This is a genomic window from Deltaproteobacteria bacterium, assembly GCA_016874735.1.
Lineage (GTDB): Bacteria > Bdellovibrionota_B > Oligoflexia > Oligoflexales > CAIYRB01 > CAIYRB01.
The window spans coordinates 18744-31090 of sequence record VGTI01000023.1; the positions used below are offsets into that span (position 1 = coordinate 18744).

General features: G+C 55.6%; 11 protein-coding genes. 7 read left to right on the forward strand and 4 right to left on the reverse strand.

Features of this window, described 5'->3' with window-relative positions:
• Positions 1-17: 17 nt before the first annotated feature.
• Positions 18-1694, reverse strand: coding sequence for a hypothetical protein (locus FJ146_10790; GenBank protein MBM4252447.1), 1677 nt, complete (start codon positions 1692-1694; stop codon positions 18-20).
• Positions 1691-3097 carry an amidohydrolase family protein gene (locus FJ146_10795; protein MBM4252448.1) on the reverse strand — a complete coding sequence of 469 codons (1407 nt, stop codon included), beginning with the start codon at positions 3095-3097 and terminating at the stop codon, positions 1691-1693. The genes FJ146_10790 and FJ146_10795 overlap by 4 nt, the downstream gene beginning before the upstream one ends.
• Before the next feature lie 135 nt (positions 3098-3232).
• On the opposite strand from FJ146_10795, the gene grxD reads away from it, so the two are divergent.
• From grxD to FJ146_10810, 3 genes are all read left to right on the forward strand, one after another.
• Positions 3233-3556 carry a Grx4 family monothiol glutaredoxin gene (gene grxD, locus FJ146_10800; GenBank protein ID MBM4252449.1) on the forward strand — a complete coding sequence of 108 codons (324 nt, stop codon included), beginning with the start codon at positions 3233-3235 and terminating at the stop codon, positions 3554-3556.
• 66 nt (positions 3557-3622) lie between these two features.
• Positions 3623-4768, forward strand: a complete 1146-nt coding sequence (locus FJ146_10805) for a PLP-dependent transferase (GenBank protein MBM4252450.1) — start codon at positions 3623-3625, stop codon at positions 4766-4768.
• Positions 4769-4783: 15 nt separating this feature from the next.
• Complete coding sequence (locus FJ146_10810; protein ID MBM4252451.1) at positions 4784-6289, forward strand: FAD-binding protein; 1506 nt, start codon at positions 4784-4786, stop codon at positions 6287-6289.
• On the opposite strand, the gene FJ146_10815 is transcribed toward FJ146_10810, so the two are convergent.
• Entirely contained in the window at positions 6286-7767 is a 1482-nt protein-coding gene (locus FJ146_10815; GenBank protein ID MBM4252452.1) for an aldehyde dehydrogenase family protein, read from the reverse strand. The two genes, FJ146_10810 and FJ146_10815, sit on opposite strands and share 4 nt — an antisense overlap.
• Positions 7768-7862: 95 nt before the next feature.
• On the opposite strand from FJ146_10815, the gene FJ146_10820 reads away from it, so the two are divergent.
• On the forward strand, positions 7863-8741 hold the full coding sequence (locus FJ146_10820; GenBank protein ID MBM4252453.1) for an isoaspartyl peptidase: 879 nt from the start codon (positions 7863-7865) through the stop codon (positions 8739-8741).
• Here FJ146_10820 and FJ146_10825 read toward each other — a convergent pair.
• The gene (locus tag FJ146_10825) at positions 8738-9511 is read right to left on the reverse strand and encodes a hypothetical protein (protein ID MBM4252454.1); all 774 of its coding nucleotides are present in this window, start codon (positions 9509-9511) and stop codon (positions 8738-8740) included. The two genes, FJ146_10820 and FJ146_10825, sit on opposite strands and share 4 nt — an antisense overlap.
• 124 nt (positions 9512-9635) lie before the next feature.
• Here FJ146_10825 and FJ146_10830 point away from each other — a divergent pair, with 124 nt between their 5' ends.
• The 3 genes from FJ146_10830 (at position 9636) to FJ146_10840 (ending at position 12338) form a co-directional block, all read left to right on the forward strand.
• Entirely contained in the window at positions 9636-10583 is a 948-nt protein-coding gene (locus FJ146_10830; protein ID MBM4252455.1) for a hypothetical protein, read from the forward strand.
• 38 nt (positions 10584-10621) lie between these two features.
• Positions 10622-11926, forward strand: a complete 1305-nt coding sequence (locus FJ146_10835; GenBank protein ID MBM4252456.1) for a hypothetical protein — start codon at positions 10622-10624, stop codon at positions 11924-11926.
• A 106-nt stretch (positions 11927-12032) separates the two neighbouring features.
• Complete coding sequence (locus tag FJ146_10840) at positions 12033-12338, forward strand: hypothetical protein (GenBank protein MBM4252457.1); 306 nt, start codon at positions 12033-12035, stop codon at positions 12336-12338.
• Positions 12339-12347 lie beyond the last annotated feature (9 nt).

Here is a 12347-nt window from a genome sequence, read left to right on the forward strand (position 1 = left end):
CCGGTAGTTCCGTAGGACTAGGTGCTGCGGCCTGCTAGCAAATCTGCTAATGATACAAAGCGCCCCTCGTATCTTCCGTTATAGATCCACCACAAAGTCGCATTGACCCGATTGGCATCGTGTTCGCTCAGTGGTTTGGCCTGAATTTTTTGGTGCTCACGCTCTAAAGTGGCAGCAAACTTGCCGGCGAGGTGGCCCAGCCAGTTTTCGTCGTCCAGGTCGAGGCTAAGCGGCGTGACCGCATGAGGATGACCGCGCACGATGTGATGAGCCTGCCAGGCACCATCACTGCCAGGAACGATGACGAGACCAGTCGTATCGAATATGGGAGTAAGCTTGGCTGGAATCCTTGTCTCGCGGAGCTTCTGACTGGTTTCACGCAACACGTCGTCACTGCGACGCGCCGCTGGCTTAAAGATGCGCACCAGGGCCTGTCGCCAAGCCGGTTTATCCGCCCTCAGTTTATCGAGCTCCCCACGGAAAAAAGCCTCTAAAATCGGTAGCATATGGCCTGGCAATTTCAGCCCATGGCGCGTGGCTTCAACGCCACAGGCAAGGCCAATGGCGTCTATAAGCTCAGCTGCAATGCGGCGATCACGCACTGGCCCAAAGGCCTGAATGGTCCCAGGAACGAGTGCCCCCACCCCTAACATTAACCCATCACCGTCTGCCGCCACATAGATGGTTTGGAGGATGCGCTGATGCCACAGTACCGCTTGAAATACCGGCTTTGACTCCTGAATTGCGCTACATTCTGCCAGCATTGCCGCAAAACTATTCTCCGTGCGGCTGACCTTTAGGTCGGCGGCCTTCAGCACCAACTTTAGAAGCGGCCTCGGTAGCTGATCAAACACCTTGAGGCGACCAACCTCTCGGTGGAGATGGATCGCACTACTGGTAAACATCAGTCGATTTTGCTGGTCAAATAGCGAAAAAACGCCAGGTCCCGACGGGACCGCAGCCAAAACCTGCGGCTGCAGGCGCCACCCAAGACGCATACTGGACTCTATATCGCCTTGTAACCTAATCGCGGCATCGATGGTGGCGATCTGGTGATCAGCCAGGCGACCGAGCAGCACTTTGAAGAGGTCCAGAGTCACAACCGCATCGGCCTCAGCCCGATGGAGCTCACCAGCATGGATCTCGAAGTACTTGGCAAGCCCACGCAGTGATTTATCGGGAGCCTCGGACGCCAACTTCTCGACCAAAAGATGAGTGCAGATATAGAAATTTTCCATATCAACGTTGGCCGCCACTTTGGCAAAGTGACGAATGAACTTCATATCGCCGATCGTATTGTGACTAACCAAGATGTCGTCACCGACAAAACTCAAGAAGAGAGGCATGACCTCACCGATTTTCGGAGCGCCACGCACCATCTGGTTATTGATACCAGTCATGCGCCGGACAATCGGCGGAATCGGTATCTCGGGATTTACCATGGAGTAAAACTTATCGACGACCTTGCCGCCCTCGTACCGGAGTGCACAGATCTCGGTAATGCCGTTACGCTCGGGATTTCCACCTGTGGTCTCAATGTCAAAGACAATGTAGCGGCCTTCGCCTAGCGGACGCTCCACAGTGGTCCTGATATGGCCACTTACCCGCGGAATATTGAGAAGAGCACGCTTCTTACCACTGTGGCGCCGCTTTTGCTGATGCCGCCTATGGTCGGGGCGCTTCGACTGATTCATGACACTCCAGTTTCGTGATGAGATCCGCAGTATACTTGGCGCCCACGGTTCCAGGTGGCCAGTACATCACGGGGTACATGCCATCCAGCGTAAGGCGTCCAGCCGCATTTACTGACGACATCTTGTGAGAGAATCGTATGTTCCTCGTCGCCAAGGACCACAAAGTCGGCATCGTTGCCAGGAGCCAACGATCCCTTATGGTGCCAGCCCAGTAGTTTAGCCGGAGCGGCGCTGGCCATGGCCACTGCGCGCTCTAGGGGCAAACCAAAGCGGTTACTGCACGTAATCAGTAGTTGGTAGAAAAGCTCGACTCCAGGCACACCCGAGGGTGAGTGCGCGACATCCGCATATTTTTCCGCCAGCGTATGGGGCGCGTGATCTGTGGCAAAGATTTCGATCGCCCCTTGCGCAAAGAGGCGACTCAGGGCCTCGACCTCTTCGGGTGCACGTAGCGGGGGGTTCATCTTGACCAACGGTCCAAGGCGCTCGTAGTCGGCTGTTGAGAACAGTAGATGGTGCGGCGCCACTTCGCAGGTGACAGGCACACCGCGTGCTCTGGCCTCGGCTACCAATTCCACCTCAAGCGCGGTGCTGATGTGCGCGATATGAATGGGGCGACGATAGGTGGTCCGCGCCCATTCGAGAATGGCGCGCGTCGATGTATGGGCAGCGTCACTACTCCGAATAGCGGAGTGGACTGCAAAGGCCGCGTTATTGGTCTCGTGCAGCTGCCGCCCGAACCTTTGATGGTTACAGTCAATGGTGCATTGATCTTCAGAATGGAAGACCACAACTTTTTCGCCGTGATCGGGTAGCACCCGGGCCAAGGTCTCTAAATCGTCGTAAAGTAGCTCGCCCGTGGTCCGCCCGTAAAATACCTTGAGACCACACAGCGGCAACTCCGGGTCTAGCAGTAGTCCGCGCAAGTCATTGATGTTGCTGAGTCCGACACCCAAGAAAAATGCATGCTCCAGGCCCGAGGCGCGCGCCCGTGCGGCCTTTTCCATGACGGATGATCTGGTCATCATGGGCGGCAGCGTGTTTGGCATATCAGCGACGGCTATCACGCCACCACGCCAGGCGCCCCGCGCCAACGTATGCCAGTCCTCTTTATGCGTCAGCCCGGGATCCCGGCTGTGAACATGAACATCGATTGCTGCAGGAAGCAGTATGCGCCCCCCAGCATCAACCACGGTCGCCTCAGGCAGCGCCGCAAAGTCGCCGACCGACATCAGCGAGGCTCTCGAAACATCCTGTAATTTCTCTTTGTTATCTGTTGTAGTGACACTAACGATGCGCCCCGCTGCGATCTCCATCGCGAACCCGTCACCGTTTGCCTGTCTTGCGTTTATGAGTCGAACCATGTGGCCCTTACTGCTTGCTTCGTCGTGAGCCGCCACCATAACCTTAGACAATCCGAGTGAGCAAGGTGTAAGACTACCTAAGTACAACCTTCAACCTACCGAGTTGAGCGAGAAAAGGGCACCTTGCCGAATCATCGTGGTTGAGGTAGGCAAGGCAGCATAGGAGGAATTCTCATGAGTGCTCAAGACGCATTACAACAAATCAAAACTGACATCGAAACCAACCCGATCTGCCTCTTTATGAAGGGTACCCCCGACGCTCCTCAGTGTGGCTTCTCAGCGCAAGTCGTGCACATCCTGAACTCCTACGGCGTCAAGTTCCACGCTGTAAATGTCCTAGCTGACTGGGACATCCGTGAGGGCATCAAGCAGTACACCAACTGGCCGACGATTCCGCAACTCTATGTGAACGGCAAGTTTGTTGGTGGCTGCGACATCACCGCCGAGCTTCACCGCAAAGGTCAATTGGCCGAAGTATTGGGCGCGACACAGAAGTAACAAAATTCCGTTATGATACTCCAGAGATAATACTTCAGACATGATGTTCCAGGGAGGGATGCCGCCGTGGCTGTTGATTCGAAGCATTTTACCAATGTAGTCCACGCCGGAGCCCAACCTGAGGCCGTCACGGGTGCCATCATGACGCCAATCTTCATGACGTCCACCTACGTGCAGGAGGAGCCTGGAGTTCACAAGGGTTATGATTACTCGCGTGCCGACAATCCGACTAGGGCTGCGTACGAGGCAGCACTGGCGACGATTGAGGGCGCTAAATACGGACTCGCCTTTTCCTCAGGTCTAGCGGCGGAACAAGCCATTGTTCAGCTCCTATCTCCCGGAGCTCGGGTGATTGTGTCGGATGACGTGTACGGTGGGACGGGCAGACTGTTCCGGCGCCTTTACGCCAAGTATGGCATCGACTTTCAGTTTATCGACCTTGCCGACAAAGCTGCCTTAACGGCAGCGATGACTCCAGCTACAAAGATGATCTGGGTAGAGACGCCGTCCAATCCGACGATGAAGATCATCGACGTCCGCCATGTCGCCGCACTTGCTAAAAAGGCGGGTGCCCTGACGGTCGTCGACAATACTTTTGCAACACCGATATTTCAGTCCCCCCTGAAGCTAGGTGCGGACATTGTGGTCCATAGCACGACCAAATACATTGGTGGCCACTCGGACATGATCGGTGGCGCCCTCATGACTAGCGACGACAGCCTCTTTGAGCAGTTAAAGTTCATCCAGTTTGCCGCGGGAGCTGTGCCGGCCCCGCTCGAATGCTTTCTCTTGCACCGTAGTATTAAGACGCTGGCTGTGCGGATGCAGCAACACGAGCGCAATGCGCAAATCGTCGCGACGATGCTTAGCTCACATCCTAAAGTCAAACGGGTTTACTACCCTGGACTGACCCATGATCCGGGACATCAGCTGGCCAAGGAGCAGATGAGTGGATACTCCGGTATGGTCAGCTTTGATCACGGCGGGAGTTATGCCGAGGTCGTCGCTTTCCTACAAAAGCTTAAAGTATTCTCGCTAGCAGAAAGCCTCGGTGGCGTAGAGTCTCTCGTCAACCATCCCGAACGCATGACGCATGCATCGGTGCCGGAAGATCTCCGGCGCAAACTTGGCATCGGGCCGCAGCTCATACGTTTATCGGTTGGTATCGAGCATGCCGACGATCTGATCAACGATTTAACTCAAGCTCTTTGACGCCACGAGGCTGCGATGACGTCGTGCGGATCAGCTAAGCCATCGGCGGTAAATAAGTTTACGCGCCGCTCCTTTATTGGAGGTGCGGCGGCCCTTGGTGCTGCAGGATCCACAGCCGCGAGATCGGCACGCGCTGACGGGCTAGGCGCGGACGTGAGCGCTGACTATGGTATCAAACCAGGTGGCTCCGGCACGGCACCCACCTTCGTTAATTGGGCCCGCAATATTCATGCGCGGCCGCAAGAGATCGCCGTCCCGACCACTTTGGCCGCATTGCAAGAAGTGGTGAGCAAGGCTAAAGGGGTAAGAGCAGTAGGCTCGGGTCACTCCTATAGTCCTTGCGTACACTCAGATCTGGTGATCCTGAGTCTCGATAAACTCGATAAAATTTTGGAGGTCGATCGCGCGACGATGCGCGTCAAGGTCGAGGCTGGCAAAAAACTTTATGCCTTCAACGAGGCCCTCGCTGAGCTTGGTCTAGCGCTCCCTAGTATAGGCGATATCGATCGGCAGTCGCTTGCCGGCATCGTATCCACAGGCACCCACGGTACAGGGATGCAGTGGGGTTCATTTGCCGATGCTGCAGCGGTACACGCGATCGATTTGGTTAAGGCAGATGGATCTCTCGTCAGCCTCAGTGCGGACCGTCCTGAAGACGCCGAGGCACTCGCCGCTGCTCGTTTAGGTCTAGGTTCCCTCGGCATCATCTACGCAATCACCTTCCAAGTGGTGCTAGCACATAATCTGGAGCTGCGGAGCTGGCTCACGACGCTGAGCGATGCCTTAGATCCGCGCCATTACCGAGACAACGATCACTTCGAGTTTTTCCGCTTTCCTTTTACCGATAAAGTAAAGGCGATCAGTCGCAATCGCACGGATAAACCACGTGACGAGCAGCGTGTCCGGACCTTCGTCGACAAAATCCTACTTGAAAACGTCGCGCTAGGAGGACTGCTTACTGCGGCTTCTCTCAGGCCGCGGTTGATGCCCAGACTTTACGATGCACTCACCAATCTGGTGTTTGATGAATCGCGTATCGACCGGTCAGACAAGATTATGGCATCCACGCGCCTCGTCCGCGTCAATGAGATGGAATATGCGCTCCCTGTTGCTGCGATGCCCGAGGCGCACGAGCGCTTTAATAGACTGACGCAGTCCTTTGCCATGCGCGCCGAAAGTCCTTACTTTGCCAACTTCCCGACCGAGTCGCGCTTTGTACGCGGTGACCGCGGCAACCTTTTAAGTCCCAGTCAGGGCCAGGATGTTGGTTACTTTGCCGTCATGTCGCATACCGCATTTAAAGGCTACGAGGAGTTTTTCCGAGCGATGGAGACGCAACTCCTCGCCCTTGGTGGGCGACCGCATTGGGGCAAGATGTTTTATCAAAATCCGACATCACTCTATCCGGAATGGGCCAAATTTTTAGCCTACCGCGACCTCTGGGATCCAACCGGCAAGTTCCGCAATATCTATGTCGACCGTCTGATCGACGGTCGTGAGATGGTGATCGAGATCGGCTAGTTTTTCGGTTCTCGCGGTTTCTGCGCAAAAGCCTCGAGCCGGAGACCCGTCCAAGCGATGCGTGCCAGTCGCCCCCAATGCGCTGTGTAGAGAGCCCCTATAAAGCGCACAAATCGGTCATACTTGCCCGGCGTATAGGGATACCAATTAGCCTCTATTTTATCGCCAGTTGCGTCTATCAAAACGGCTTTGCTACGGGTAAATCCGCGTAAGCCCTCAGGGCCCCTCAATTTACCAAAACCACTGCGTTTATAGCCACCAAATGGCAGACCCGGATTGCCTTCACTCATGTTGACGTTGTTAACTGAGACGCCACCCACCTCGAGAGCCCGCGTGATCCGATCTGCACGCGCTTGATCAGCAGTGAACACACTAGCACACAGTCCGTAGTCGCTATCGTTAGCTAGCTGCACCGCGTCACCCTCATCACCGAACCTCATGATGGGGAGCACGGGCCCAAAGGTTTCGTCGCGCCAGACCTGCATGTCAGGTGTCACGTCAGTGAGAATAATCGGGCGCACCAACAAATCATCCGTGGTCGGCAGCTGGCCAAACACGAGCTTGGCACCTTTGTCCAGCGCGTCTTTGACGTGGGCCACCACTTTGTCGCGCTGAAATCCTACCGTCATCCGCCCGATATCAACGTTGCCTTTGCTGTCGCCCTCGGCGACCTGGAGTTTACGCGCCTCTTCGACCAACTTAGCGACAAAAGCGTCATGCGCTTTGTCTTCAATTAGGAGCCGCTCGACTGCACTGCAGGATTGACCGGCGTTCGTAAAGGCCCCCCATAGGGCACCGGCCACCGGCCGTTTGAGTCCCGCATCGGCAAACACGATCATAGGATCTTTGCCACCGAGCTCCAGCTCAACAGGGATCAAATGCCGTGCGGCTTGCGTCATAATTTTTTCTCCCGTAGCGCAGCTACCGGTGAAAAAGATTTTGCCTGGTTTTTGGTCGATGAGGTCACTGCCGACCTTACCGTCGCCATAAACAACTTTGACCGCAGCCCTCATTAAAGGCGCCGCCGCCAACATGTCCTCGACCAGGCCCTGACAAGGAGCATGTTCCGAGGGCTTATAGATAACGGCATTACCCGCCACATAGGCAGCTGCAATGCCAGTGATGGCATTGTGGAAGGGATAATTCCAGGGACAGATGATGAGAACCACGCCGTAGGGTTCATGGTAGAGACGCGACTTCTTGCCAAGTAGCGTAATCGGTGTCGGTACTTTCTCATCAGCCAATATGCGGACGGCACGCCGCTCCAGCCAGTCCAACCAATCTACTGTGCCGACTATTTCAGCGATGAGGGCGTCGGTTCGGGATTTACCGACCTCAGCCATCACCCGTTCCACGATGGTCTCGCGATTGGCCAAGATCGCTTTCTTAACTGCATTGATCTGATCGAGTCGCTCACGCGTTGTGAGGCCACGTTGCTGGACATAGGCTGCATATGCATCGTTGAATATCTGCTTCAATACTCGTCTCCCTAAAAACTACCGTCGCGCCCCAAGTCGACTCTAGACCTTTTGAACAGCATGCTATAACCCCTGACAGAGGGAGGCAAATCACAATGCACATCGCTCACGGTACCTTTCATGCCCCTATCGTCGCGCTGCACGGGGGCGCTGGAGGCCAGGATCCCAAAAGTCCAGATGCTGTTGCTAGAGCCACAGCCGCTCTCGTAGAGATCGCTCGGACTGCACGAGCATCGATACTCAGCGGGACAAGTGCCGCGGACGTCTTGCTCGCCTGTCTAAAAGCCATGGAGGCCGATCCGCAGTTCAATGCCGGCCGCGGCTCTGCCCTGCAGGCAGACGGCTGTGTGCGCATGACGGCCGCTGTTATGACTGGTGCGAGCCAAACTTTTTCTGGCGTGATCGGCGCCACAGATATGCTCCATCCATCGGTACTAGCGCATCAGCTGCAACACGCGGATGCGCGCGTCCTGGCGTCCCCCGGAGTGGAACTCCTGGCAAGGGAGCTGGGCGTACCGGTCGCATCACCGGTGACACCAGCCCGGCTCACGCAGTGGGTTAGTAAAAAAAATACTGCAACTTGCGACACCGTCGGCTGCTTGATTTTAACCGCCGACGGCAAACTTTATGCGGGCACATCGACCGGTGGCCGCGGCTTTGAAACTCCGGGACGCGTCAGCGATTCAGCCACGGTCGCAGGTACCTACGCCTCCGCATGTGCGGCTATCAGTGCGACTGGCATCGGCGAGCAAATTATCGATGATGCGGTGGCAGCGCGCATCGAAACGCGATGCCGCGACGGTATGTCACTAGAGACAGCAGCGCAAACGACCTTTAGCGAGGCTGAGATGCGTGGCCGGTCCTACGGCTGGATTGCCCTAGCAAAGGACGGAGCGTGGTCCGCTGCGCATACGACACCTGCTATGTCGTTCGTGATTCACGGTGCAGACGCTGGCGAGGTGGCACGATCTTAGCGCACCGTCATGATGGCACCGCGCAAGCCACCGATGTTGTTGTTCCACTGATAAGTGTCCATCGTGCCGAAATAAAGGCGCGTGGCTCCCAACGGCACCACCACCTGCCTATTGGTACCGGTCGCCGTTTTACCTTTGCCAATAAAGAATAGCTGACCGAGCTTGGGTTCAATGGTCAGATAGTCCCGGCTGGCGACCGTGGAAAAATCTAATTTCGAAGGCGCCGCGCTGCCACGCGGATCGCTCGCCCCTAGGAACACTCCGACCAGAGAATCGATGGGTGCCTTGATGTCGGAGATGCCATTCACCGCACCGAGTTGATGCGACACGATGACAGCCGTATTGCCATCGGCGCTACTTTGCTCCCTGGACTGATTGTGGGTGATCGAGCCTGCTACGGTGAAGGCGAGGATGGCGCCTGGCTTAAAGCAACTAGGATCCGTAGGCGTGACCAAAACTGGCGCCTGCTCCGGAGCACGATCGGTTGGCGACTGAGGGTCCCCATTGGTGAGTGTATAGGTCATTGACGTACCCGATGCGGCACCCGCTAGGTAAGGATTGGCGGTCGCCGGGACCTCGTAATCCCTACTACAAGGCGCCGGTCTTGCAAGGGGTGGCAGTTGAGGGGCCGTTACGGAGGCTGGTGGTAAAGTCGGTGGGTTAGCCTGGCGTTTTTCGTTATTGCCACCGAATTTCACGGTATTACACGCCATAAACAAGCTCGTCGTAAGGATCACTATGCGCGTCATTTGAGTTCGACTCTGCCTCATAACGTGCCCCCGCCTCTTCCGTCTAACGCGACCAGTGCCACCATCCAATTTGCGATTGGACTCGCGGCCAATATTGGTTAGTGTCACTCAAAATGAGAACTTTTATCAACTACTGAGGTCAAATATGCGGTACTTGAGTTCCAGCAGCATCGGCAAAGTTTTGTTAACGACAGCTGGCTTGACCTTACTCGGTTGCGGCGGGCACGACGGTGCGAGTCTCGAGCTTGCGCACCAAGATCACGTGCTGACGACAAATGACGGTATTAAAGTGCTCTTCTTTGGCGACTCCGGTAAGGGCAATGACGAGCAAAGAGCCACGGCCGCTGCGATGACGGAGCACTGTGCTAAGTATCGTTGCGATTTTGGGCTCATGCTCGGTGATAACATCTATCCAGACGGCGTCACCTCGGTGGATGATCCGCAGTTTCAATCCAAGTTTGAAGAGCCGCTGCGCAATCTTGACCTCAAGTTTAACGTGATTCTCGGTAACCACGATATGCACTCCGGACCTGCAGGTATGCGGGCTCAGATTGAGTACTCTAAGATTTCGAAAAAGTGGAGCATGCCCGCCCGGTACTATAGCTTTACCGAGGGTAACGTCGAATTCTTCGCGCTCGACACCAACACGTACCGCAAGGATCAGGAACAGATTCAGTGGTTAGCCAAAGCTCTTGAAAACTCCCAGGCACGCTGGCGTGTCGTCCTTGGTCATCACCCCATCTACAGCGTCGGTGACCATGGCTTCCTCGATTTTATTGAGGGCAAGTCGCAAAAGAAACTGCGCAAGGCACTAGAGCCACTCCTGTGCAAGCATAAAGCTCTTTATCTCGCAGGTCATGAGCATCTCATGCAAGTGAATCAGCTCCCTTGCGGGATCACTACGGTAGTCGCTGGTGCAGCCGCTGAGCGTAAAATCCCCTACAAAGACAAGATCGCCAGCCAAAAGGACACCCTACGCTACTACTCGACTAATGAACTTGGTTTCGGCTACGCAACATTTACTGATGATGCGATCCAGCTCAGCTTTATTAACGAAAAGAGCGAAGTGCTGTATAACTACGAGATCAAGTAAGGCCAGAAAATTAATGTCCACACAGGGAGCAGTGACTGATGCTTATGAGACTCAGTTTAGTGGGATCACTACTGGCAAGTGCCATGACTCTGCTCCCCTCGTGCAAATCACTCGACCGCCAAAGCGCCGCGGCACCTAAGGGCTCCGTCGATCTTAAGGGACAGGCTGAGCGGCAAGAGTTTATCAAAACGGCCAGAATCTGGTCGTCACCTGAGGTCGCGATCGAGGGTCAGGATTTGACACGACCTGGGCCCCGCTGTCGGGATTTTGCCCCGGACGACATCGTCACCTGTAAATTCGCGCCTCCCAAACGCGACGGTGGCGGCGCCGGCTGGACGCCTAAATTCAAGTGTGTCGATGCCACCGGGAGATCACTTAAGGTCAAGTACGGACGCACCAATGCCGAGGTGTATCACGAACCCTTTACCGCGCGTTTACTGCAGGCGCTTGGGTACTACGCCGACTGCGATTATCCAGTTAAAAAAGTCATCTGTGACGACTGCCCCCAAGATCCCTTTGGCTACGGTAACGCTTACCGTCGATCTGCCGAGAACCCCAGCGAGGTCATGGCCAGGCGCGAGTTTGATGCTGCGATGATTGAAATCGGCTTCAGCGACACCGACGCTGTGGCTGCGGTGGACGGCAAGGAGATCGAGGGCTGGGGCTTTGACGAGGCTTTAACTGCCGCCTACATCTCACAAGATCGCGAGCAGATGCTGGCGCGCGAGGGGCTGACCCTCTTAATGGCTATCTTGCAACACGTCGACAATAGGCGCAGCAACCAGCGCCTTCACTGCGGCATCAAGGCCAAGACCTTGGCTGAATGTCCCGAGGACCAGCGCTTTATGCTTGTCTCCGACTTAGGAGCCACCCTGGGCGCCTTCAAGCTGCCGAAGGCTCTTGAAGACGGCGGCGTCGATGTACCACCGTCGCTCAGTCATTTTTTCTGGGATCATGCGCCGATTTGGAAAAACTGGGCCGGACCTGAACGCAGCGACTGCACGGTCCAGGTGATCGCCTTTGACACCATCGAGCCCGCCACGCTGAAGACCGTGCAAATTTCAGAACCAGGCCGCAAATTCCTGGCCGACCTCCTAGCTAAACTAAGTGATAAGCAGCTGGAGCAGCTCATCAACTACGCCAAACTCGGCGAGCGCGAGACGACCAAACCGATGACTGATCAGATCTGGGCCAGCATCACCAAGATGCAGCCCTGGGCTGCCCCATTTAAGTACCTGCCCTTTAGCCCCATCAACACCAAACCAATTAGCGCTGATAGCTGGCTCGCTACCCTCAAGAAAAAGCTGGCAAAGGTCCGTACCCAGCCGTGTTCCCGCGGGTGAATGCGGGTACCCATGACCGGGCCAAATTTTGGCAAAGCCGCGGCTCTCTGCTATCATAGGGACACATAAATCCCAGTTACGACTAGTGAAACCAAGGAGATCGAGTATGCGTATGGGTTGGTCCCTGATGTTGACGGCTGTACTTGGCGTTGCGGCATGTACCTCTACCGGTGGTGACAAGAAGGAAGGCGAAAGCGGCCTTACCCTCGACAAAGTTAAGGCTGAAGGCAAGAAGCTCGAAGCTAAAGCAGCGCCTTACACCGACGCTTGCAAGGCTGAGACCGAGAAGTACTGCAAAGTGGACAAGAGCGATCCGGCTAAGCTACACAGCTGTCTCAAAGCTAACAAAGACAAAGCCGGCCCTCAGTGCCGCGACGCACTGACAGGTCAAGTGAAAGCTAAAGCACTTTGATTTAGACGA

What these genes read in the sequence shown, in the direction of transcription:
- grxD (MBM4252449.1), top strand. Translation starts at nt 3,233, where the DNA reads ATGAGTGCTCAAGACGCATTACAACAAATCAAAACTGACATCGAAACC.
- FJ146_10825 (MBM4252454.1), bottom strand. Translation starts at nt 9,511, where the DNA reads ATGAGGCAGAGTCGAACTCAAATGACGCGCATAGTGATCCTTACGACG.
- FJ146_10835 (MBM4252456.1), top strand. Translation starts at nt 10,622, where the DNA reads ATGCTTATGAGACTCAGTTTAGTGGGATCACTACTGGCAAGTGCCATG.
- FJ146_10820 (MBM4252453.1), top strand. Translation starts at nt 7,863, where the DNA reads ATGCACATCGCTCACGGTACCTTTCATGCCCCTATCGTCGCGCTGCAC.
- FJ146_10790 (MBM4252447.1), bottom strand. Translation starts at nt 1,694, where the DNA reads ATGAATCAGTCGAAGCGCCCCGACCATAGGCGGCATCAGCAAAAGCGG.
- FJ146_10840 (MBM4252457.1), top strand. Translation starts at nt 12,033, where the DNA reads ATGCGTATGGGTTGGTCCCTGATGTTGACGGCTGTACTTGGCGTTGCG.
- FJ146_10795 (MBM4252448.1), bottom strand. Translation starts at nt 3,097, where the DNA reads ATGGTGGCGGCTCACGACGAAGCAAGCAGTAAGGGCCACATGGTTCGA.
- FJ146_10830 (MBM4252455.1), top strand. Translation starts at nt 9,636, where the DNA reads ATGCGGTACTTGAGTTCCAGCAGCATCGGCAAAGTTTTGTTAACGACA.
- FJ146_10810 (MBM4252451.1), top strand. Translation starts at nt 4,784, where the DNA reads ATGACGTCGTGCGGATCAGCTAAGCCATCGGCGGTAAATAAGTTTACG.